The organism is Pantoea sp. 1B4 (assembly GCF_016925765.1).
In the GTDB taxonomy this organism is placed as follows: domain Bacteria; phylum Pseudomonadota; class Gammaproteobacteria; order Enterobacterales; family Enterobacteriaceae; genus Pantoea; species Pantoea agglomerans.
Window position 1 is genome coordinate 3,440,222 of record NZ_JAEUWZ010000001.1, and the last position, 23,171, is coordinate 3,463,392.

Consider the following 23,171-nt stretch of genomic DNA (forward strand, 5'->3'; position numbering starts at 1 on the left):
ACAGCTGCCGGAGAGATGACGTGATTCGTTTTGCCATTGTGGGAACAAACTGGATTACACGCCAGTTTATTGATGCCGCTCATGAAACCGGAGCGATGAAGCTCTGTGCGGTCTATTCACGCAGTCAGCAGCAGGCTGAGGCCTTTATCGCCGATTATCCCTGCAAACAGACCTTTACCTCACTGGAAGCGCTGGCCGCCAGCCCGGAGATCGATGCGGTCTATCTGGCCAGCCCCAACGCACTGCACTGCCAGCAGGCGCTGCTGTTTATGTCGCACGGCAAGCATGTGATTTGCGAAAAACCGCTGGCCTCTAACCTGGCAGAAGTGGAACAGATGATCGCCTGCGCCCGTGAGCATCAGGTGGTGCTGTTTGAGGCGTTTAAAACTGCCAGCCTGCCTAATTTCCTGCGGCTGCAGCAGGCACTGCCTGACGTGGGTAAACTGCGAAAAGCGCTGCTGAATTACTGCCAGTACTCCTCACGCTACCCACGCTATCTCAACGGTGAGAACCCCAATACATTTGATCCGCGCTGGTCGAATGGCTCAATTATGGATATCGGTTATTACTGCCTGGCCTCGGCGGTGACGCTGTGGGGCGAGCCAGATCGCGTGCAGGCCAGGGCGACTTTGCTTGCGAGCGGCGTGGACGCGCACGGCGTGGTAGTGCTGAGTTACGGTGATTTCGACGTGACGATTCTGCATTCTAAGGTGAGTGATTCCAGCCTGCCCAGCGAGATTCAGGGTGAAGCGGGCGCACTGGTCATCGAAAAGCTATCGGAGTGCCAGCAGCTGACGTTTGTGCCGCGGGGCGCGGAAAAGCAGACGCTGAGCCAGCCGCAGCATATCAACACCATGCTGTATGAGGCCGCCGCTTTTGCCCGGCTGGTTGAGCAGCGCCAGGTGGACCACCCTTCGCTTGAGGTTTCGCGGATTACTGCGTCGCTGCTGACAGAGATACGCCGCCAGACCGGCGTGATCTTCCCGGCCGACCAGGCTGCTGTGTAAATATTTCTAAATATGTCTGAGAGATGTTGCTTCCTGTGCGGCTAAACCGTAACTTACCCTCCTGCAAAGGGGAGTAACTTGTAAGCTGATTGATCGTCATTACGATGCGAAAGCATCCGGTCATCAGGCAACCCGGAATCAATTTCTGTGTTGTAAGTGAGACCTTGCCGGAAGGCGAGGTTTGCTTACACAAAAATAAGCGGCTGACGTCTTCTGACTTCAGCCGTTTTTTTTATTTTTCGGACAGGATACGAATATGCAAACTGTGGGTACGCCTTTACTGTGGGGCAGCTTTGCGGTTGTGGTGCTTATCATGCTGGCTATCGACCTGCTGTTGCAGGGACGCCGTGGCGCGCAGACCATGTCTTTCAAACAGGCGGCCGTCTGGTCGCTGATCTGGGTTTCAGTCTCACTGCTGTTCAGCGCCGCCTTCTGGTGGTATCTGGAGGGCAGCGCGGGACGTGAAGTCGCTAACACGCAGACGCTCGCCTTCCTGACTGGTTACGTGCTGGAAAAAGCGCTGGCGGTGGATAACGTCTTCGTCTGGCTGATGCTGTTCAGTTACTTCTCTATTCCGGCCAATCTGCAGCGCCGGGTGCTGATCTATGGGGTATTAGGCGCTATCGTGCTGCGTACCATCATGATCTTCGCCGGTAGCTGGCTGGTCACGCAGTTCAGCTGGATCCTCTATGTGTTCGGTGCCTTCCTGCTGTTCACCGGTGTGAAAATGGCGCTGGCGAAAGAGGATGACAGCGCAGTGGGCGAAAAACCTGTGGTGCGCTGGCTGCGTAAGCATCTGCGCATGACTGACGATCTCGACGGCGAGAAGTTCTTCACCCGCAAAAACGGCGTGCTGTTTGCGACGCCACTGCTGCTGGTGCTGATCATGGTGGAAATCAGCGACGTGATCTTTGCGGTCGACAGTATCCCGGCGATCTTCGCCGTGACCACTGACCCGTTTATCGTACTGACCTCAAACCTGTTCGCTATCCTGGGTTTGCGTGCCATGTACTTCCTGCTGGCAAACGTGGCGGAACGGTTCTCGATGCTGAAGTATGGCCTGGCGATTGTGCTGGTGTTCATCGGCTTTAAGATGCTGATTGTCGACCTCTACCATATCCCGGTCGGTATCTCGCTGGGTGTGGTCGGTGCCATTCTGGCATCAACCCTGCTGATTAATGCCTGGGTTAACCGCAAAAGAGACCAGAAAAAGCTCGCACCATAATTACCTGCAGGGGCAGCCGATGCCCCTGTTTTATTTTGTGGCAGCCTGTCACGCCATTTCATCCCTCTGTCACACTTCCACTATCCAGCATAATAAAAATCTGACCTGCTCCACAGTGACAGAACTTTCTCTTTTCTCGTCCGATCTTTTCCTTATACTCCGCCGGGCAAACCGTTTTAGCCGATGCAAAACATCGCGTCTGAAACTACATCCGCGACAAAATATAGAAAATATTATGCAGAAAACTCTCTCCGCACGTCTGGGCACGCTGCTCGCCGGAAGCCTGGTGAAGCAAATCATGATTGGGCTGATCGCCGGTGTGGCGCTCGCCTGGATTTCACACGATGCCGCTATCGCGGTCGGTCTGCTGGGTGAACTGTTTGTCAGTGCGCTGAAAGCAGTCGCGCCATTGCTGGTACTGATGCTGGTGATCGCCTCGATTGCCAACCACCAGCAGGGACAGAAGAGCAATATCCGGCCGATTATTATGCTTTATCTGCTGAGCACCTTTTTCGCGGCGGTCGTCGCGGTGGTCTTCAGCCATCTGATCCCGCAGACGCTGACGCTGGCGGTGGGTACCACGGAAATCACACCACCATCCGGCATTACCGAAGTATTACGCGGACTGCTGATGAGCATGGTGTCGAATCCGATCACGGCCCTGATGAACGCCAACTACATCGGCATTCTGGTGTGGGCAATTGGTCTCGGGCTGGCGTTCCGTCACAGCAGTGACAGCACCCGCGCCTTTCTCAATGATGCCTCTCATGCGGTGACCTGGCTGGTACGCTGCGTGATTCGCTGCGCACCGGTCGGTATTTTCGGTCTGGTGGCCTCGATCCTCGCGTCTACCGGCTTTGGCGCGCTGTGGCAATATGCCCATCTGCTGACGTTACTGATCGGCTGTATGCTGCTGATGGCGCTGGTGGTGAACCCGCTGCTGGTGTTCTATAAAATCCGTCGCAACCCCTATCCACTGGTCTTCACCTGCCTGCGCGAAAGCGGCGTGACCGCCTTCTTTACCCGCAGTTCTGCCGCCAACATTCCGGTAAATATGGCGCTGGCGAAACGTCTGGATCTGGATGAGGATACCTATTCGGTGTCGATTCCGCTGGGTGCAACTATCAGTATGGCGGGGGGCATCGATTACCATTACCGTGCTGACGCTGGCGGCGGTGCATACGCTGGGGATCAGCATTGATGTGCCGACGGCGATTCTGCTGAGTCTGGTGGCATCACTCTGTGCCTGTGGTGCATCTGGCGTGGCGGGCGGTTCGCTGCTGCTGATCCCGGTGGCCTGTAACATGTTCGGCATTCCGAATGATCTGGCAATGCAGGTGGTGGCGGTCGGCTTTATTATCGGCGTATTGCAGGATTCGGCGGAAACCGCGCTGAACTCCTCAACCGATATTCTGTTTACCGCCGCCGTCTGTCAGGCAGAAGCGGATCGCGAAACCAGCCGGGCCTGATTCAGTTAACATAAAAAAGGCGACCCGTATGAATAATTACGGATTGCTTAAGACTGCTGCTATGCCCACATCAGGGTTAATCCAGCCGCAACGGATAAACTCAACGCGCAGGGAACACGGGCAGAAGAGGAAAGCGTCCCGCGCCAGGGATGGCGCGGGCCGAGCGTGTCATGGATGACGGCCTTTGCGACTTTCCGATCTGACCGTGTTCCCTTCGCAGGCTCGGTCTCACCGCCACAGAGTCGGACTTTGTCAACGATCTCAAGCGACCCGTACTTTAGCGGGTCGTTTTTGTTTAAAGCGTCACACCGCTTTTGAAAATCGCCAGCTCGCGGAAATCGTTCTTCTCGTTGTTGGTCGGCTGACCGCTGGCAATCGCCACAATGCTGTCGACAAAGTCTTCCAGCATCGCATCCATGCTCATTCCCTCGATCAACCGTCCGGCATTAAAGTCGATCCAGTGCGGTTTCTTCTCCGCCAGCGGCGTATTGGTGGCCAGCTTCACCGTCGGCACAAAACCGCCATAAGGTGTGCCGCGTCCGGTACTGAACAGCACCATGTGGCAACCAGCTCCCGCTAGCGCACTGGTGGCGACCGCATCATTGCCCGGCGCACTCAGCAGATTCAGCCCCGGCGTTTTTAACCGTTCGCCATACTTCAGCACATCGACCACCTGGCTCTGCCCCGCTTTCTGAGTACAGCCCAGCGACTTCTCCTCCAGCGTGGTGATACCGCCCGCTTTGTTGCCTGGTGACGGGTTTTCGTAGATCGGCTGCTGGTGATCGATAAAATACTGTTTGAAATCGTTGATCATCGCCACCGTTTTGCTGAAGGTCTCCTCGTCGCGACAGCGACTCATCAGAATCCGTTCTGCGCCAAACATTTCCGGTACTTCGGTCAGTACGGTCGTGCCGCCATTGGCGATCATCTGGTCCGAGAAACGTCCCAGCAACGGATTGGCGGTGATGCCAGACAAACCATCTGAACCGCCGCACTCCAGACCAAACTTCAGCTCGCTGAGTTTGCCCGGCTCGCGCTGGTCGTGACGCATTTTTTCATACAATGCGTGCAGCCGCTCCAGCCCGGCTTCCACCTCATCGTCATGCTGCTGGCACACCATAAACTCGACCCGGTCGCTTTCAAACGCGCCGAGGGTGTCACGGAAGGCATCAACCTGATTGTTTTCGCAGCCGAGACCAATCACCAGCACCGCGCCAGCATTAGGATGGCGCACCATATTTTGCAGCATGGTGCGGGTGTTTTCGTGATCCTGCCCCAGCTGCGAACAACCGAAGGTATGGCTGAACAGGAACGCGCCATCGATATCTTCTGCCTCCTGCGTCTCTTTCAGGAAACGCTGCAGGATCTGACGCGCAATGCCGTTGACGCAGCCAACGGTCGGCAGGATCCACAGCTCATTGCGGATGCCGACCTCGCCGTTAGCACGACGGTAGATCTGCACCTCACGGTCACCCGGCTGCGGCGGTAGCGTCACAAACTCGGGCTGATACGCATACTGATCCAGATCGCTGAGATTGGTGCGGGCGTTCTGCGAATGGATTAACTCACCGGCGGCCACAGGCTGCGTGGCATGGGCAATCGGCAGCCCATATTTGATCACCAGCTCATCCTGCGCGATAGGCTGCAGGGCAAATTTATGCCCGCGTCCGACCGCCTGTTGCACCGCCACACTCAGTGGCGGCAGCTCTATCATGGCGCCCGCGTCTAAATCACGTAACGCCACGGCGACATTGTCGCGGGGATCAATTTTAATTGCGTCTTGCATAGCGTTATCTCAGTTGGCTCAGCGCCTCACGCATTCCGTGGGCGATGATATTTTGCAGGTGTTGGGTGACAGCCGCAGCCAGTCCGGGCTGACGGGTTAAATCTTCACCCCAGTGTTGCGCGTCGCTGAGTACGCCGTTCACCAGCTGTTGCGGTGACAGCTGATCCGCATCAAGTGCTTTCCAGGCGTCGGCGTAGCGCTGTAACCACTGCGGCTCGTCCTGCAATGGCCAGCTTTTGCCGGCTGACTCGCCGCGATAAAAAGCGATCAGCGCAGCCAGCGCAAAGGTGATGTGTGTCGGCCACTCGCCGGTTTGCTGATGCGCGGCAAGGAGTGGCGTCAGCAGACGGGTGCGGAATTTGGTCATGCCATTAAGGGCAATCGACAGCAGCGCGTGGCGAATAAACGGATTGCGGAAACGACGCTGTACCGCATCGGCAAACGCGTGCAGTTCATCGGCAGGCAGATCCAGCGTCGGGATCACTTCGTGACGCAGCAGGTTATCCACAAATCCGGCGATAGCCGGATCGGCCATCGCCTCTCCCACACTCTCAATACCGGCCAGAAACGCGACCGGTACCATTGCAGTGTGCGCGCCATTGAGAATGGCCACTTTTTTGCGCTTTATAGGGCGCAATGTCATCCACATGCCGAACCTGCGGCGACAGCGCCGCCAGCTTCAGTTCATTAAACAGCGCCGACGGCCCCTGAATCACAAACTGATAGTAGACTTCGCCCGCCACCAGATAGCGATCTTCATAACCCAGCTCGCGTTGTAGCTGCTCGCTTTCCGCCGGGAAGCCGGTGACGATGCGGTCGACCAGGGTGTTATAGAACGCGCAGTGCTGATGAACCCAGGTTTTAAATTCGGAGGGCAGATGCCACTGATCGGCGTAGCGCAGCACCAGATCGCGCAGCGTGTCGCCGTTATGGTCAATCAGCTCGCACGGCACCACCAGCCAGCCCCGGTCGCTGGCGCCATTGAAGTGGGAATAGCGCGCCCACAGCAGCTGCGTCAGTTTGCCAGGGAAACTGCTGGCAGGCTGATCGGTAAGCTGATCCGTGCCGACAAAGGCGATGCCCGCTTCGGTGGTATTGGAGAAGACCATGCGCAGATCCGGATTACGGGCCAGCGCCATAAACTCGCCGAACTGCTGCCAGGGCTGGATTTCACGGTTGAGACTGCGGATCAGCCGGGTTTCGCTGACCTGCTCGCCCTGATCGTTCAGCCCGCGGATCAGTGTGGTATAGAGTCCATCCTGCTGATTCAGGCTGTCGCTGACTTCACGGTTGCGCGGCCGCACCACCACGATCCCGGCATCGGTGCCCTGATGTTCATTGAGCCAGTCGATCTGCCAGTCAATAAAGGCGCGCAGGAAGTTGCCTTCGCCGAACTGGATCACCCGGTCGCGATAGACTGCGCCCGGAAAGTCGTGACGGTTTAGCCTTTTCATTATCAGGCTCCCAGCTCGATGCCGAAGTAATCGCGGGCATTGTTGAAGCAGATGTTCTGTACCATCTGACCTAACAGTGCTTCATCGGCTGGCGCTTCACCCTGCTCCACCCAGCGGCCTATCATCTGGCACAGTAGCCGGCGGAAATATTCGTGGCGGGTGTAGGAGAGGAAGCTGCGGCTATCGGTCAGCATGCCGACGAAACGGCTCAGCAGACCAATCTGCGCCAGCTGCGTCATCTGACGCTGCATACCATCCAGCTGGTCGTTGAACCACCAGGCTGAACCGAATTGCATCTTGCCCGCCTGACCTTCGCCCTGGAAGTTGCCCGCCATGGTGGCCAGCACTTCGTTGTCGCGCGGGTTCAGGCAGTAGAGAATGGTTTTAGGCAGCGCATTATTGAGATTCTGCGCGCCCAGCAGGCGTGCCAGCGGTTCGGCCAGCGGCTGGTCGTTGATTGAATCGAAGCCGACATCAGGCCCCAGCAGCTGGTACTGGCGCGGATTGGTGTTGCGCAGTGCGCCAATATGATACTGCTGCACCCAGCCACGGCGGGCATATTCGCTGCCCAGCCAGACCAGCACCGCCGTTTTAAACTGTGCCGTTTCCTGCGGGTTGGGCGCGGCACCGCTGCGACGACGCGCCAGAATCGCATCCAGCGTAGCGTCATCCGCCTCGGCGTAGCAGACCACATCCAGCGCGTGATCGGAGACTTTACAGCCGTGCGCCGCGAAGTGATCCAGCCTCTGATGCAGTGCGCTGCGCAGATCGTCAAAACGCTGCACGCTGATATCCGTCAGCTGCTCCAGCGTCTCGATCCACGGCAGGAAGGTTTCCGCTTCGATATTAAACGCTTTGTCCGGACGCCAGCTCGGCAGCACTTTAACGCTGAAACTGGCATCGTCTGCCAGCGCGCGGTGATGGCGCAGGTCATCCAGCGGATCGTCAGTGGTGCCCACCATCTTCACCTTCATCTGCTGCATGATGCCGCGCGTGGTAAAGCTATCCTGCGCCAGCAGTTCATTGCAGCGATGCCAGATGCTGTCAGCCGTTTTCTCAGAAAGCAGCGTATCGGTAATACCGAAAGGCCGGCGTAACTCCAGGTGGGTCCAGTGATAGAGCGGGTTGCCGATAGTGTGCGGCACGGTGCGCGCCCAGGCGTCAAATTTTTCACGATCGCTGGCGTTACCGGTACAGAACGCCTCAGCCACACCGTTGGCGCGCATGGCCCGCCACTTATAGTGATCGCCCTTCAGCCAGATGTCATAAAGGTTGGCGAAGCGATAATTTTCGGCAATCTGCTGCGGCGGTAAGTGGCAGTGATAGTCGAAAATCAGCTGATCCTTTGCATAGTCGTGATAGAGACGACGGGCGAATTCGGTATCCAGCAAAAAATCTTCGGTCATGAAACGTGACATACATGCTTCCTCATCGACTGAACCACTGATGGCCCAAAGTTATCATACCAATTTTAGTCCGTTACGGATTTATTTGCGATCCTGCTCACATAAACGGCGGTAGCTGGCTGCCGTTATGGACGTTTTTGTCGCCCGTATCGCGCTAAATGGCTGTCATTACGCAGGTTTCCAGTATCCCACAGTGCAGAAAGGGTTTTTGTGATGGCTCTCAACTTTTAAAGTTGTATAACAAGTTAGGCTCTCGCCCCATCGTGAGGTCGTTAGCGACTCACAAATGGCAAGGTCATAACAGGGTTGCTCATACAGAACCTGCGGGCGTGAGCAGAGCTGCATCACGTGCTGTCCCGCTCCAGATAACAACAGCGGCAAGACCGCATACAGAACTGGAAGAGGTAGAGGATGCGTAAGATCAAAGGGTTACGCTGGTACATGATTGGACTGGTGACGCTCGGTACGGTGTTGGGGTATCTGACCCGTAACACCATTGCCGTGGCGGCCCCGACATTAATGTCAGAGCTGCATATCACCACGCAGCAGTACTCCTACATAATTGCGGCCTATTCAGCCTGCTACACGCTGATGCAACCGGTGGCAGGTTATGTACTGGATCTGCTCGGCACCAAAGTCGGCTACGCGGTGTTTGCTATTATGTGGGCGATTTTCTGTGCCGCTACGGCGATGGCGGGCAGCTGGGGCGGACTGGCGCTGGCACGTGGCGCAGTCGGTGCGGCTGAAGCGGCGATGATCCCGGCCGGACTGAAAGCGAGCAGCGAATGGTTCCCGGCTAAAGAGCGTTCGGTCGCCGTGGGCTACTTTAACGTGGGTTCGTCTATCGGTGCGATGCTGGCTCCGCCGCTGGTGGTCTGGGCGATCGTGGCGCACAGCTGGCAGATGGCATTTATCATGACCGGTGTGCTGAGCATGGCCTGGGCACTCAGCTGGCTGGTGTTTTACAAGCACCCGAAACAGCAGAAGAAGCTGAGCGATGAAGAGCGCGACTATATTATCTCCGGCCAGGAAGCGCAGCATCAGACCGGCAACACCCGCAAAATGTCAGCACTGGAGATTATCCGTAACCGCCAGTTCTGGGGTATTGCCCTGCCGCGCTTTCTGGCAGAACCGGCGTGGGGAACGTTCAACGCCTGGATTCCGCTGTTTATGTTTAAGGTTTACGGCTTCAATCTGAAAGAGATTGCGATGTTCGCCTGGATGCCGATGCTGTTCGCGGACTTCGGCTGCATCCTCGGTGGCTATCTGCCGCCGCTGTTTCAGCGCTGGTTCGGCGTTAACCTGATCGTCTCCCGCAAGATGGTCGTGACGATGGGTGCGGTGTTAATGATTGCGCCGGGCACCATCGGCCTGTTCACCAGCCCCTATGTCGCCATTGGTCTGCTGTGCATCGGCGGGTTTGCGCATCAGGCCCTCTCTGGCGCGCTGATCACCCTCTCCTCAGACGTTTTCGGCCGCAATGAAGTTGCCACGGCTAACGGCCTGACCGGCATGGCAGCCTGGACCGCCAGCACCATGTTTGCGCTGGTGGTCGGTGCACTGGCCGATACGCTGGGCTTCAGCCCGCTGTTTGCCGCGCTGGCGGTGTTTGATCTGCTGGGCGCCGTCGTTATCTGGACGGTTCTGAAAAATAAACCCATTTCAGAGCTGAATGCCGAAGCCGTTATTCCGCAGGCCAGCGCCGTTCGCAGTTAATCTGCCGGACTGGCGCAAGCCAGCCCATTTCCTCGCACCTCCTGAAGTGGTATAACAACTTATCTGTCTGCTACCAGGATTGTGCTATGGACTTCACTGAATCCCGTCGACTTTATCAACAGCTGGCCAGCGAGCTGAAAAGCCGCATTGAAACCGGGATCTATCCGGTGGGTGACAAACTGCCTGCTGAGCGCCTGATTGCCGAAGAGATGGAAGTGAGCCGCACCGTCGTACGTGAAGCGATCATCATGCTGGAAGTTGAAGGCTATGTTGAGGTCCGCAAAGGCTCGGGCATCCACGTCATTGCCAGCCAGCAGCAGAACCGCATCGCTTCCACCAGCAGTCAGCTGGAGTTCGCCACGTTTGGCCCCTTCGAACTGCTCCAGGCTCGTCAGCTGATTGAGAGTAATGTGGCCGAGTTCGCTGCGACGCAGGTAACGCGTCAGGACATTATCGACCTGATGGCGATTCAGGAAAAAGCCCGCCAGGAGGATCACTTCCGCGACTCCGAGTGGGATATGCAGTTTCATGTACGTATCGCGCAATCCACCCAGAACAGTGCCTTAGCCGCCATCGTTGAAAAAATGTGGCTGCATCGCCTGCACAATCCCTACTGGCTCAAACTTCACGAACACATCGACCAGCGCAGCATTCTCAGCTGGTGCGACGACCACGATCAGATTCTTAAAGCTCTGATGCGCAAAGATCCCGCCGCTAGCAAACTGGCGATGTGGCAACATCTGGAAAATACTAAACAGATGCTGTTTAACGCGACGGCGGATGATTTTGAATTTAACGTGGATCGATACATGTTTGGTGAGAATCCGGTCATCCTGCCTGATGGGTCCAATAACGCCCGCTAAAAGTGCCTGAAAATGCCCTGAGATGGTCAGTTAATCTGCAATAGTGTCAGGTCATGTAAAGCTCCTTTTTTACACGCCGTTTCACAAGGTAAAACTCCTGTTCGCCAGAGAGTTTTCCTGTCTCAGACAGGCGATTTTTGTTACAGTTATCGCCCTTTTATTACCCTTTGCGACTGGGGGTTATAAAGTCGCTGATTTAACAATCAATTCTGGAAGGATCCGGAAAATCCCGCCCAGGCTGCGCTCCTAAAATTTATAACGAAATGCCGGTCTGCGTTTAAGTCCCTGTGGGACATGTTTAACAATGATGTTCAGGAATGAATTGATGGATATTTTGCAATCGTTGCTGCATGCCCTCTGGCAGCAGGACTACGAAACCCTCTCCGATCCCACGCTGGTATGGGCCATTTACGGCGTGCTGTTTATGATTTTGTTTTTAGAAAATGGCCTTCTTCCCGCTGCATTTCTGCCGGGTGACAGTCTGCTGATTCTGGTCGGCGTACTGATTGCCAAAGGCACCATGAGCTTCCCTCTGACGATTCTGGTGTTAACGACCGGTGCCAGTCTTGGCTGCTGGGTAAGCTACTTACAGGGCCGCTGGCTGGGTAACACGCCCACGGTACAGAAATGGCTCTCCCATCTTCCTGCCCAGTATCATCTGCGCGCGCACAGCATGTTCCATCGTCACGGCTTATCTGCCCTGCTGATTGGTCGCTTTATCGCGTTTGTGCGGACTCTGCTGCCTACCATCGCCGGATTATCAGGCCTAAGTAATGCCCGCTTTCAGTTCTTCAACTGGGTAAGTGCGTTCCTGTGGGTGGTGATTCTGACCGTTATCGGCTTCGCGCTGGGTAAAACCCCGATTTTCCGTCGTTATGAAGATGAGATGATGTTCTTCCTGATGATGCTGCCGCTGGTGCTGCTGGTGTTTGGTCTGGTGGGATCGCTGGTGGTGATATGGCGTAAACGTCAGGCGAATCAGAACGGGAAAGCCGAGTAATGAAACTGCTGCAGGCTATTCCTAAACGGTGGTTACCGTGGTTGATCGCTGGCGTCTTTGCGCTGGTCGCGCTTTGTGTGGTCCCCGGTCTGATGAAGCACGAGACGGTGGTGCAGATTCGGGTTTCCCATGCTGGCGCCACCCTGCCCGATGGTTTTTATCTCTACCAGCAATTAAGTGCGCAGGGTATTCGTATCAAAAGCATTACGCCTGCGGGTGATGCACTGATCATCCATTTTGATAGCGAAGAGCAGAGCCTGGCGGCCCAGAAGGTGTTACGCCGTCTGCTGCCACAGGGCTTTATTGTGGCGCAGCACGATCACTCTCAGCACCTCTCACTGGCGTAATCTCCCGATTCCCCTCTCCTTTTCAGACCGTCGCGCCATCGCTCGGCGGTCTGAAAGGCGCTCTATCTCCCGGTCTTCTTTGAACTTTTTACTATGGGTGTCTATGCTTAAGCGAGAGTCGATTCTTAGGACCCGCAGCCATATGATTACGCGGGTGATGACGGATCAGGTCGCAATGGAAGGGTCCAGGACCAATGAAATATCAAGTATTACTGGGAGTCGCGCTGTTTTCGCTGTCGGGTTCGCTGCTGGCGGCAGAATCGCTGTGTGAGCAGAAAGAGCAGGATATTCAGCGTGAAATCGGGATGGCGCAGAAGCATAACAACCAGCGCCGGGTTAACGGTCTGGAGCGCGCGCTGACCGAAGTCCGGGCCGATTGCAGCGACAAAAAAGCTCAAGGCCGCCCATCTGGAAAGAATTAACGCTCAGAAGCAGAAAGTTGCTGAGCGTGAGCACGCACTCAGGGAAGAGCGTGAAGAGGGCCATGACAAGGAGAAGATTGCTAAGCGACAACAAAAACTGGATGAAGCGCGCCGGGAGCTGAAAAAGTTACAGGCGGAGCCCTATTAATCGGAACTAACCAACTGATGTTAAAGGAGTATTTTATGTCTAAAGACACATCATCGGAACATTTGCGTGCTGAACTGAAAAACCTGGCCGATACCCTGGAAGAGGTGCTGAGCAGCAGCACTGAAAAATCCAAAGGCGAGCTGGATAAACTTCGCAATAAAGCGCGTGTGGCGCTGGATAGCTCACGTGAACGTCTGGGCGAATCAAGCGAGCGCATTGCTGCGACCACCCGCGAAGCGGCGCAAAAAGCCGAAGGCTACGTGCGTGAAAATCCATGGCATGGTGTGGGTATCGGTGCAGCGATTGGCGTCGCACTGGGCATGCTCATTTCGCGTCGATAATTATGGCTGACTCACAGCATAACCACGGCCCGGCTAAAGGGGTCATTAACATCGGCCAGCGCATTGTTACCACGCTGGTTGGCATGGTCGAGACACGCGTTCGTCTGGCAGTGGTGGAACTGGAGCACGAGAAAGCTAACCTGATTCAGCTGCTGTTGATGGTTGGCCTGACAATGCTGTTCACTGCATTTGGTCTGATGAGCCTGATGGTTCTGATTATCTGGGCAGTGGATGCGCAGTACCGTCTGATGGCCATTGGCATCACGACCGGCACGCTGCTACTGCTGGCGGTTATTCTGGGGCTCTGGACGCTTCACAAATCACGTCAGTCCACGCTGTTGCGCCACACGCGCAAGGAGCTGGAAACAGACCGGGATTTACTTGAGGACCAGCGCTGATGAGCCGCCGCGAGCGTGAAGAACGCATCCATGAACTGCTTAAGCATGTGCAGCAGCAGCGGCTGGATTTAAGCGCTGCGCGGCGTGACTGGCTGGAAGGCACCGCCCATTACGATCGCGGCTGGTTCACCTTCCTCAGCTTACGCCGCTACCTGGCCATTGGCAGCAGTGCGCTGGCTATCTACTCCGTTCGCAGTCCCAACATGCTGTTACGCTGGGTAAAACGGGGATTCGGCGCCTGGAGTACCTGGCGCATGATCAAGTCCGCTCTGCCACCGCGTTAATTTTGCTAAAAGCCGGTCCTGAAAAGGCCGGCTTTTCTTCATCAGAATTTCTGAAAAACACTGACAGTATATCTCGCTTACAACCTTTCCACTCCGCGACTATCATCTCCAGCTATCAACCCAATGAACGCAATACTGCTTTCAGCGGGCATAAACCTTGCGGGCAGCTTGCCCTGCATCCCTGATAGCGCTGGAGTAAATGATGAAAAAATTCGAAGACGTTGGTTTGTTACTGGCTCGCATCCTGATGCCAATCCTGTTCATTACGGCTGGCTGGGGCAAAATCACCGGTTATGCAGGCACTCAGCAATATATGGAAGCAATGGGCGTCCCGGGCTTTATGCTGCCGCTGGTTATCCTGCTGGAGTTTGGCGGCGGTCTGGCTATCCTGTTTGGTTTCCTGACCCGTTTCACTGCCCTGTTCACTGCTGGCTTTACTATCCTGACCGCGTTTCTGTTTCACAGTAACTTTGCCGAAGGCGTGAACCAGCTGATGTTCATGAAGAACCTCTCTATCGCCGGTGGTTTCCTGGTGTTAGGTCTGGTGGGTCCTGGTGCATACAGCATTGATCGCCTGATCAGCAAAAGAAAAACACAGCCAGCGATTGCGCGCTAATCTCACATAAAGCGTAATGCCACATATACTTAGCAGGGCGGGGACATTTCCCCGCCCTGTTTGCATTGGAGCCATTATGGGACAGTTAATTGACGGTGTCTGGCATGACACCTGGTACGACACCAAATCTACCGGCGGACGCTTCAAGCGTTCAGAGTCGGCTTTCCGCAACTGGGTTACCGCGGATGGCAGTGCTGGCCCGGTGGGTAAAGCGGGATTTGTCGCCGAACGCGACCGCTATCATCTTTATGTCTCGCTGGCCTGCCCCTGGGCGCACCGCACGCTGCTGATGCGTCAGCTGAAGGGCCTGGATAGCATGATCGATGTCTCCGTGGTACATCCGCTGATGCTGGAGAATGGCTGGACGTTCGATGATAGTTTTCAGGATGCGACTGGCGATAAGCTCTACCAGAATGAGTTCCTCTATCAGCTCTATCTGCACGCCGATCCGCAATACAGTGGCCGCGTAACCGTGCCGGTATTGTGGGACAAGCAGCAGAACACCATCGTCAGCAATGAGTCTGCCGATATCATCCGCATGTTCAACAGTGCGTTTGATGCTGTCGGTGCCCGTGCCGGGGATTATTATCCTGTTGCTCTGCACGAAAAGATTGATGAACTGAATAGCTGGATCTACGACACCGTGAACAACGGCGTTTACAAAGCAGGCTTTGCCACTTCTCAGTCCGCTTACGACGAGGCAGTCACTGCGCTGTTCCATTCGCTGTCGCGGCTGGAGCAGATTTTAGGCCAGCATCGCTATCTTACTGGCGATCAATTGACCGAAGCGGATCTGCGGTTGTGGACCACACTGGTGCGATTTGATCCGGTCTATGTGACCCACTTTAAATGCGATCGCCATCGCATCAGTGACTACAGAAACCTGAGTGGTTTCCTGCGTGATATCTATCAGATGCCTGGTATCGCAGAGACGGTTAATCTGCCGCATATTCGTCATCACTACTATTGCAGCCATAAGACCATCAACCCGAACGGCGTCATTTCGCTGGGCCCGGCGTTTGACTGGGACGAGCCGCACGGCCGCGGTTAAGCTGCCTGCATATCGCGCAGGGAGCAGATACAATCTGACCGCAATGACAATCTAAACGCGAAGGGAACAGGGTCAGAAGAGGAAAGCGTCCCGCGCCAGGGATGGCGCGGGCCGAGCATGTCAGGGATGACGGATTTTGCGACTTTCCGATCTGACCCTGTTTCCTTTGCAGGCGCGATCTCACCGCTGACCTTCAAACCACCGCGCGTCACAAAGCAAAAACCCCGCCGAAGCGGTAATGCCAGTCAGTTAAGCGACAGGTGATAACGCAGTCTGGTGCCGGGCAGGGGCTGGCGGTCCTCGCGCCGCTGCGCGGTTCCTTCACTTCATTCCTCTGCCTGACGGACCACCGGGGATGGCACATCCTGTGCCGCCCCGCCTTTCGCCCGCGTCCTGCGGGCTCTCCTGGCAGACTCATTCTGTTCAGCGCTGCGGATTGCCTGCCCCTGCCCGCCACCGGCCTGCTCTGAAACTTCAGTGTGTATTGTTAAAAAGGGCACTAGAGTGGAGGCCTGAGCGCCTCTGCTGCTGAAAGGGCTATCCGCAGCGCTGAGGCGTGACGGCGGGCCAGAAGTCCACGCCGGGAAGCGTGGACAGTTCGGGGCCGTCCAGGGAGGGCCGATCCCCGAACGGTTCGTCGGCACGACGTCAAAGCCGAAGGTACCGCGTGAGCGGCGCGAGGACGGCCCGGCAGCAGCAGAGGTGCGCTGGCCCGCACTGCGGCTCGCTCGCCCGGAAAAAAGCTGCCACGTTTGACCGTGACAGCCTTTACAAATCTAATCTTAACTGATCAGCATTACGCCGGAGCGGAGTTTTGGTAAAAAAGCCGAAGCTGACCGTTAAGCCGCGTTCTTTTCATAGAAAGCGTCGTGGGCAGTCATTCATCCTGTCACCGCGCGTCACAAAGCAAAAACCCCGCCGAAGCGGGGTTTTTGATAAAAAGTCGAAGCTGACCGTTAAGCCGGGTTCTGTCGTGGACAGTCATTCATCTAGGCCAGCAATCGCTCACTGGCTCAAGCAGCCTACCCGGGTTCAGTACGGGCCGTACCTTGTGAACCCCTATTTGGCCTTGCTCCGGGTGGAGTTTACCGTGCCACGAACTGTTGCCAGTCGCGCGGTGCGCTCTTACCGCACCCTTTCACCCTTACCTGATCCCATTTCTGGGCCATCGGCGGTTTGCTCTCTGTTGCACTGGTCGTAGGCTTGCGCCTCCCAGGCGTTACCTGGCACCCTGCCCTATGGAGCCCGGACTTTCCTCCCCTCTGCCCGTCTCCCCACAAGTGAGGACGACGACAAAGCGGCGACTGTCTGGTCAGCTTCGGCGCGGGATAATAGGACATTCGCCGGCGTTTGTCACGCCTCTTGCTGCTCCAGCGCATACTTATAAAGCGCATTTTTCTTCACGCTGTGGATCTCAGCGGTCAGCGCAGCCGCGCGTTTCAACGGCAGCTCTTTTTTGCAGCAGCGCCAGCGTACGCAGCGCATCGGCTGGTAACGCATCTTCATCATCGGTCTTGTACCCTTCGACAATCAGCACCATCTCGCCTTTGCGACGATTCTCATCTTCTTTAACCCACGCCAGCAGCTCGCCGACCGGTGCACCGTAGATCGACTCCCAGGTTTTAGTCAGCTCGCGCGCCAGCACCACGTAGCGTTCGGCACCCAGCTCACTCACCATATCCTGCAGGCTGTCGATCAGACGGTGGGTCGACTCATAGAAAATCAGCGTGCGCGGCTCCTGCACCAGCGCCCGCAGGGCGTCGCAACGGCCTTTGGTTTTGGCGGGCAGAAACCCTTCGTAACAGAAACGATCGGATGGCAGCCCTGCAGCACTTAACGCAGCAATGGCAGCACAGGCGCCCGGCAGCGGCACCACACGGATGCCCGCTTCACGGCAGCGACGCACCAGATGGTAGCCTGGATCGTTGATCAGCGGCGTGCCAGCATCAGAAACTAAGGCTATGCTTTGACCCTCCTGCAGCTTCGTCAGCAGCAGTTCAGCCTTGTGCTGCTCGTTGTGGTCATGAAGTGAGAAGAGTCGCGCATTGATGGCGAAATGTTGTAGCAACAGTCCGGTATGACGTGTATCTTCCGCAGCGACCAGATCGACGCTCGAAAGCACCGTCAGCGCCCGCTGGGTGATATCACCCAAATTACCAATCGGGGTTGGAACGATGTAGAGCGTGCTGGCAGAAATCTCTGCCCGATCGAGTTGTTTCATTGTTTCATCCGAATTGCCGATTTAATATTGAGCATCTTGAAAAAAACATCACTGGATACAGTATGCTTCCTTCAAAAGTCGTTCGTCATAAAGCAGGACGCTTTCTGCCTGTCATTCTTGCTGGGCTGATTTTAGCCGCATGTAGCGGTCAGGGGCCGCAAACCTCAACCGTCAATATTCAGGGGCCCGTCACAGCCAGCTCCGCTTACTATCTGCAGCAAGCGCAGCAAAGCAGCGATGATAGCAAGACCGACTGGCAATTACTTGCAATCCGCGCCCTGTTGAAGGAAGGAAAGTATCCTGAGGCGACTCAGCAACTGAGCCAGTTGCCGCAGCAGCTCTCTGAGACGCAGCAACAGGAATCCCTGCTGCTGAAAGCGCAATTGCTGATTGCACAGCAGAAGATCAAAGACGCCGAACCGCTGTTAGCGGCAGTGAAAACCGGCGCACTGTCGCAGGATCAGCTGGCGCGTTATTACAGCCTGCAGATCGCCAGCGCACAGGGTCACCCTTCACTCTCGCTGCTGCGCAACTATATTGCCCAGGAGCCACTGCTGAAAGGCACCGATCATCAGGGCAATATCGACGCCACCTGGCAGACACTGACCCAGATGTCGCCGCAGGAAGTCAGCAACCTGGTCATCAATGCCGATGAAAATGTGCTGCAGGGCTGGCTGGATCTGCTCGCGGTCTGGCGCGCCAACACGCAGGATGCTGAGATGCTCAAGTCAGGCATCAAAGACTGGCAGACCCGCTATCCGCAGAACCCGGCGGCCAAAACGCTGCCGACGCAGCTGAGCCAGATGCAGAACTACACCAAAGCTTCAACCAGCATCATCGCGCTGCTGCTGCCGCTGAATGGCCAGGCACAGGTGTTCGCCAACGCGATTCAGAAAGGCTTTAATGATGCGAAGAATGGCATCTCCGCGCCGGTCACTCAGCCTGCGGCAGCTCAGCCCGCCGCTGCTGATGCAACCGCCAGCACCCAACCCGCTGCCGCTGCTGGTTCTTCCACCGATCCCATCAGCGCGCCGCAGCAGCAACAGCCTGCCGACGCGACGCCACAGCCTCAATCTCAGCCTGCTGCCGCAGAACCGGCCAGCAACGCACAGATCAAGGTCTATGACACCAGCAGCCAGCCGATTGAGCAGGTGATGCAACAGGCACAGCAGGATGGTGCCACCATCGTGGTCGGCCCGCTGCTGAAGAGCAACGTTGAGAAGGTTGCCAACAGCCAGACGCCACTGAATGTGCTGGCGCTCAACGAGCCGGAAAAGATCCAGAACCATCCGAATATTTGCTACTTTGCGCTTTCTCCTGAAGACGAAGCGCGCGATGCGGCGCACCATATCTGGGATCAGGGCAAACGCCAGCCGCTGTTGCTGGTTCCGCGCAGCGGACTGGGCGATCGCGTCACCAACGCCTTTGCTCAGGAGTGGCAGACGCTGGGTGGCAGCACGGTGATGCAGCAGCGCTTTGGTTCGACCTCAGAGCTGAAACAGGGCATTAACAGCGGCGCGGGTATCAGCTTATCCGGTACGCCAGTGAACGCTGCACCTGCCGAGCCGCAGGGTGTTACGATTGCGGGCCTGACTATCCCGGCACCGCAGCAGAACACGCCAGATGTGGTCAGCACCAGCAGCGGTGGTGGCGTCGATGCGGTCTACATCGTCTCAACGCAGGACGAACTGCAGCTGATCAAACCGATGATCACCATGCGCACCGGCAGTCGCAGCAATATCTCGCTCTACGCCAGTTCGCGCAGCGCGCAGGCTGGTGCCGGCCCGGACTTCCGTCTGGAAATGGATGGCCTGCAGTTCAGCGATATTCCGCTGCTCTCCGGCAGCAATCCTGGCCTGATGCAGCAGACATCAAAGTCATTCAATAATGACTATTCGCTGGTGCGTCTCTATGCCATGGGAATGGATGCCTGGACGCTGGCGAATCACTTTAACCAGATGCGTCAGTCACCTGGCTTTACGCTGGACGGCAATACCGGCAAGCTCAGCGCCGACACGGATTGTGTGATCAACAGGAAGTTGACATGGAACCAGTATCGTCGGGGCGAAATCGCACCGGCCAACTAAATCGGCGTCAGACTGGCGCCAGGCATGAAGAAGATGCCCGGCGCTATCTGGAGCAGGCTGGCCTGATATGGGTCGCCAGTAATGTTCACTTTCGCAATGGTGAACTTGACCTGATAATGCGTGACGGGCACTGTTGGGTGTTTGTTGAAGTTCGCTACCGACGCGATGCGCGTTATGGTGGCGCGCTCGCCAGCGTAACCCGGAATAAACAACAAAAGCTGCTGCGCGCTGCTGCTCTCTGGCTGGCGCAACGCGGCGGCAGTTTTGAAACAGTGAATTGCCGTTTCGACATCATCGCCATTACCGGCACGGCGCTCGAGTGGCTGCCGAATGCCTTTAATGCAGACGTTTAGAACCAGGTGGTCGTGTGCAGGACAGAATTAAAGCGTGTTTTACCGAAAGTATTCAAACTCAGATTGCCGCAGCCGAAGCGTTGCCCGATGCCATCTCCCGCGCCGCTATGACGCTGGTGCAGTCGTTACTGAATGGCAATAAAATCCTGAGCTGTGGCAACGGTGCCTCATCCGCCAATGCACAGCACTTCGCCGCCAGCATGATCAACCGTTTCGAGACCGAACGCCCAAGCTTACCGGCGCTGGCGTTGAGCGCCGACAACGTGATGCTGACCGCGATTGGTAATGACCGCCTGCACGATGAAATCTATGCCAAGCAGGTGCGCGCTCTGGGACACGCAGGCGATGTGTTACTGGCTATCTCAACCCGTGGCAACACCCGTGACATCGTTAAGGCCGTAGAAGCGGCGGTAACACGCGATATGACTATCGTTGCGCTTACCGGGTATGATGGCGGAGAGCTCGCCGGACTGCTGGGTCCGCAGGATGTGGAGATCCGCATTCCGTCGCATCGCAGCGCCCGTATTCAGGAGATGCATATGCTCACCGTTAATTGCTTATGCGATCTGATCGATAACACTCTCTTTCCCCATCAGGAATGACCGAAGGAGCACGAATGAAAGCATTGAATGCTATAGCTATTCTGTTAACCGCCATGCTGCTGCAGGGCTGCGTTGCGGTTGTGGCGGGTGGCGCAGCGGTTGCCACTAAAACGGCCACCGATCCACGCTCGGTGGGTACGCAGGTTGATGACAGCACGCTGGAGCTACGCGTGACTAACGCGCTGGCTAAAGATCAGCAGATTAAAACCGATGCCCGCATTATCGCCACGGCCTATCAGGGCAAAGTGTTGCTGACCGGTCAGGCGCCTTCGCAGGAGATCGCCAATCGTGCCAAACAGATCACCATGGGCGTTGATGGCGCAACCGAGGTCTATAACGAGATCCGTATCGGCCAGAAAGTGACGCTGGGCACCACGTCGTCAGACACCTGGATTACCACCAAAATCCGCTCGCAGCTGCTGGGCAGCGATCAGGTGAAATCCTCCAACGTGAAGGTGACGACGGAGAATGGCGAAGTGTTCCTGCTGGGTCTGGTGACACCGCAGGAAGCGCAGGCAGCGGCTGATGTCGCCAGCCGCGTCAGTGGCGTGAAGCACGTCACCACGGCCTTCACCATGCTGAAGTAGTACGCAAAACGCAAAAAAGGCGGCCATGGCCGCCTTTTTTATTGCCCGATGTTCAGACGGGAATGTCGATGACCAGTGCGCGGGTCGCGGTTTTCGCCGTCAGTTGCAACAGCTTCTCTTCCTGCAAAAAAGGCACCATCGCCACAGCCCAGCTTCTCCTGATGATCCGTGCCGGACATCGCTTCCAGCGAACCGTGAATCGACTGCAGATAGGCACGCGGCCCCTGTAACCGCAGCGAATGCTTTTCGCCTGGTGCCAGCTCGACCTGATGAATCCACACCTGCTGACGCAGTTGCAGACTGTCGTCCATGCCATCCGGCGAGGCGATCAGCTGGGACAACCGGCCATCCGTCAGGGCGATTTTCTGCATCCGCGGATTTTCGCGCTCCGGACAGGCGGCCAGCCAGAGCTGCATGCGTGTCAGCGGTCGATCTTTGCTCAGGTTCATTTCGGTGTAACTCACACCCGGCTGGGCAGAGAGCAGCAGCGCCTCCCCTTCCCGCACGCTGATGGTGTTGCCTTCGCTGTCGCGGTATTCAGCTTCACCCTGCAGCACGATGTTCAGGACATCAACCTGTGGATAGGTGCGCGGCTGAAAAGCGGCACCCGGCGCCAGCACTTCCTGGTTCAGTACGCGCAGTGACGCGTACCCCATCAGTTTGGGATCAAAATAGTGGCCAAAAGAGAAACTGTAGCGCGCCTGTAACCAGCCGAAATCGGCCTGACCACATGCGGACGCACTGCGTGTCGTTATCATTGTTTACCTCCAGCATCCGGTGACGAGGATCGGCCACGGACTATATGCTCCCATGGTAAAAGTCTGGACGCCGGATTGTTAGCCAGTTAATCTGCCGGGCATGTTCAAATTTCCTGACAGAGAACCGGGATGGCTAAAGAGCGTGCGTTAACCCTTGAATCTTTACGCGTTATGGATGCGATTGATCGGCGTGGCAGTTTTGCCGCGGCGGCGGATGAACTGGGGCGCGTCCCTTCCGCCCTCAGCTACACCATGCAAAAGCTGGAAGAGGAGCTGGATGTGGTGCTGTTTGACCGTTCCGGTCACCGTACTAAATTTACTAACGTGGGACGCATGCTGCTGGAGCGTGGCCGGGTGCTGCTGGAAGCAGCCGATAAGCTCACCACCGATGCGGAAGCGCTGGCACGTGGCTGGGAAACCCATCTGACCATCGTCACCGAAGCACTGGTACCTGTTGATGCGCTGTTTCCGCTGGTGACGCGACTGGCCGACAAGGCCAATACGCAATTTTCGCTGGTGACGGAAGTGCTGGCGGGCGCATGGGAACGGCTGGAACAGGGCCGGGCCGATATCGTGATCGCCCCCGATATGCACTTCCGCGCCTCCACCGAGATCAATACCCGCAAGCTCTACACCATGATGAGCGTCTATGTCGCCAGTGCTGACCACCCGATTCATAACGAGCCTGAACCCCAGTCTGAAGTGACGCGGGTGAAATACCGTGGCATTGCGGTCGCAGATACCGCGCGTGAGCGTCCGGTGCTGACCGTGCAGTTACTGGATAAGCAGCAGCGCCTGACCGTGAGCAGCATGGATGACAAGCGCCGTGCGCTGCTGGCTGGCCTGGGCGTGGCGACCATGCCCTATTCGCTGGTGGAGCAGGATATTGCGGAAGGCCGTCTGCGGGTGGTGAGTCCGGAATATACCCGCGAGGTCGATATTATTATGGCGTGGCGGCGTGACAGCATGGGCGAAGCCAAATCCTGGTGCCTGCGTGAGATCCCGCGCCTGCTGGCGAAGAAAAACTAAA

The 23,171-nt window shown here is 56.6% G+C and carries 18 protein-coding genes, 1 other RNA gene and 5 pseudogenes; 18 read left to right on the plus strand and 6 right to left on the minus strand.

The genetic code is table 11. The features are described 5' to 3' along the window. The first annotated feature begins 20 nt into the window (after positions 1 to 20). The 3 genes and pseudogenes from JNO11_RS16470 (at position 21) to sstT (ending at position 3,701) form a co-directional block, all read left to right on the plus strand. Positions 21 to 1,007 carry a Gfo/Idh/MocA family oxidoreductase gene (locus JNO11_RS16470; protein ID WP_033769826.1) on the plus strand — a complete coding sequence of 329 codons (987 nt, stop codon included), beginning with the start codon at positions 21 to 23 and terminating at the stop codon, positions 1,005 to 1,007. Between the two features lie 256 nt (positions 1,008 to 1,263). After that, positions 1,264 to 2,232: a TerC family protein gene (locus JNO11_RS16475; protein ID WP_010699777.1), complete on the plus strand. Its 969-nt coding sequence runs from the start codon at positions 1,264 to 1,266 to the stop codon at positions 2,230 to 2,232. A 235-nt stretch (positions 2,233 to 2,467) separates the two neighbouring features. Further along, a pseudogene (sstT, locus tag JNO11_RS16480) lies at positions 2,468 to 3,701 on the plus strand (serine/threonine transporter SstT). Positions 3,702 to 3,996: 295 nt separating this feature from the next. On the opposite strand, the gene JNO11_RS16485 reads toward sstT, so the two are convergent. From JNO11_RS16485 to uxaC, 3 genes and pseudogenes are all read right to left on the minus strand, one after another. Next, the gene (locus JNO11_RS16485) at positions 3,997 to 5,487 is read right to left on the minus strand and encodes an altronate dehydratase family protein (RefSeq protein WP_010256556.1); all 1,491 of its coding nucleotides are present in this window, start codon (positions 5,485 to 5,487) and stop codon (positions 3,997 to 3,999) included. 4 nt (positions 5,488 to 5,491) lie between these two features. Then, positions 5,492 to 6,941, minus strand: a pseudogene (locus JNO11_RS16490) (tagaturonate reductase). 2 nt (positions 6,942 to 6,943) lie between these two features. Further along, on the minus strand, positions 6,944 to 8,359 hold the full coding sequence (uxaC, locus tag JNO11_RS16495; protein ID WP_325177513.1) for a glucuronate isomerase: 1,416 nt from the start codon (positions 8,357 to 8,359) through the stop codon (positions 6,944 to 6,946). A gap of 399 nt (positions 8,360 to 8,758) precedes the next feature. Between uxaC and JNO11_RS16500 the strand changes: the two genes are divergently transcribed. From JNO11_RS16500 to JNO11_RS16545, 10 genes and pseudogenes are all read left to right on the plus strand, one after another. Continuing rightward, the gene (locus JNO11_RS16500) at positions 8,759 to 10,063 is read left to right on the plus strand and encodes an MFS transporter (protein WP_010699779.1); all 1,305 of its coding nucleotides are present in this window, start codon (positions 8,759 to 8,761) and stop codon (positions 10,061 to 10,063) included. An 86-nt stretch (positions 10,064 to 10,149) separates the two neighbouring features. Beyond that, positions 10,150 to 10,926, plus strand: a complete 777-nt coding sequence (exuR, locus tag JNO11_RS16505) for a transcriptional regulator ExuR (protein ID WP_022623920.1) — start codon at positions 10,150 to 10,152, stop codon at positions 10,924 to 10,926. A 325-nt stretch (positions 10,927 to 11,251) separates the two neighbouring features. Next, complete coding sequence (locus tag JNO11_RS16510; protein ID WP_010256544.1) at positions 11,252 to 11,926, plus strand: DedA family protein; 675 nt, start codon at positions 11,252 to 11,254, stop codon at positions 11,924 to 11,926. Next, entirely contained in the window at positions 11,926 to 12,273 is a 348-nt protein-coding gene (gene mzrA, locus JNO11_RS16515; RefSeq protein ID WP_010256540.1) for an EnvZ/OmpR regulon moderator MzrA, read from the plus strand. The genes JNO11_RS16510 and mzrA overlap by 1 nt, the downstream gene beginning before the upstream one ends. Before the next feature lie 194 nt (positions 12,274 to 12,467). After that, positions 12,468 to 12,843, plus strand: a pseudogene (locus JNO11_RS16520) (DUF1090 domain-containing protein). 35 nt (positions 12,844 to 12,878) lie between these two features. Then, positions 12,879 to 13,184, plus strand: a complete 306-nt coding sequence (locus tag JNO11_RS16525; RefSeq protein WP_010256532.1) for a YqjD family protein — start codon at positions 12,879 to 12,881, stop codon at positions 13,182 to 13,184. Positions 13,185 to 13,186: 2 nt separating this feature from the next. Continuing rightward, entirely contained in the window at positions 13,187 to 13,582 is a 396-nt protein-coding gene (locus tag JNO11_RS16530; protein WP_010256529.1) for a phage holin family protein, read from the plus strand. Then, on the plus strand, positions 13,582 to 13,866 hold the full coding sequence (locus tag JNO11_RS16535; protein ID WP_010256526.1) for a YqjK-like family protein: 285 nt from the start codon (positions 13,582 to 13,584) through the stop codon (positions 13,864 to 13,866). Before JNO11_RS16530 ends, JNO11_RS16535 begins: the two co-directional genes overlap by 1 nt. Before the next feature lie 202 nt (positions 13,867 to 14,068). Further along, the gene (locus tag JNO11_RS16540) at positions 14,069 to 14,482 is read left to right on the plus strand and encodes a DoxX family protein (protein ID WP_010256522.1); all 414 of its coding nucleotides are present in this window, start codon (positions 14,069 to 14,071) and stop codon (positions 14,480 to 14,482) included. A gap of 76 nt (positions 14,483 to 14,558) precedes the next feature. Then, positions 14,559 to 15,533: a glutathione S-transferase family protein gene (locus tag JNO11_RS16545; protein ID WP_010256519.1), complete on the plus strand. Its 975-nt coding sequence runs from the start codon at positions 14,559 to 14,561 to the stop codon at positions 15,531 to 15,533. Positions 15,534 to 16,474: 941 nt separating this feature from the next. Here JNO11_RS16545 and rnpB read toward each other — a convergent pair. After that, positions 16,475 to 16,853, minus strand: an RNA gene (gene rnpB, locus JNO11_RS16550) — RNase P RNA component class A. A gap of 33 nt (positions 16,854 to 16,886) precedes the next feature. Then, positions 16,887 to 17,754 (minus strand): annotated as a pseudogene (rsmI, locus tag JNO11_RS16555) (16S rRNA (cytidine(1402)-2'-O)-methyltransferase). 62 nt (positions 17,755 to 17,816) lie between these two features. On the opposite strand from rsmI, the gene JNO11_RS16560 reads away from it, so the two are divergent. Genes JNO11_RS16560 through dolP form a run of 4 tightly spaced genes read left to right on the plus strand, consistent with a single transcriptional unit; the run spans position 17,817 to position 21,383 of the window. Beyond that, complete coding sequence (locus JNO11_RS16560) at positions 17,817 to 19,841, plus strand: penicillin-binding protein activator (protein WP_192073181.1); 2,025 nt, start codon at positions 17,817 to 17,819, stop codon at positions 19,839 to 19,841. After that, entirely contained in the window at positions 19,799 to 20,194 is a 396-nt protein-coding gene (locus JNO11_RS16565) for a YraN family protein (RefSeq protein ID WP_010256511.1), read from the plus strand. The genes JNO11_RS16560 and JNO11_RS16565 overlap by 43 nt, the downstream gene beginning before the upstream one ends. Positions 20,195 to 20,208: 14 nt before the next feature. Next, entirely contained in the window at positions 20,209 to 20,796 is a 588-nt protein-coding gene (gene diaA / locus JNO11_RS16570; protein WP_010256507.1) for a DnaA initiator-associating protein DiaA, read from the plus strand. A 14-nt stretch (positions 20,797 to 20,810) separates the two neighbouring features. Continuing rightward, positions 20,811 to 21,383: a division/outer membrane stress-associated lipid-binding lipoprotein gene (dolP, locus tag JNO11_RS16575; protein WP_022623923.1), complete on the plus strand. Its 573-nt coding sequence runs from the start codon at positions 20,811 to 20,813 to the stop codon at positions 21,381 to 21,383. Positions 21,384 to 21,435: 52 nt separating this feature from the next. Here the strand turns inward: dolP and JNO11_RS16580 are convergent. Beyond that, positions 21,436 to 22,141 (minus strand): annotated as a pseudogene (locus JNO11_RS16580) (pirin family protein). A 129-nt stretch (positions 22,142 to 22,270) separates the two neighbouring features. On the opposite strand from JNO11_RS16580, the gene JNO11_RS16585 reads away from it, so the two are divergent. Beyond that, a complete protein-coding gene (locus JNO11_RS16585) occupies positions 22,271 to 23,170 on the plus strand; it encodes a LysR family transcriptional regulator (RefSeq protein WP_010256496.1) in 900 nt (299 codons plus the stop codon). Position 23,171 lies beyond the last annotated feature (1 nt).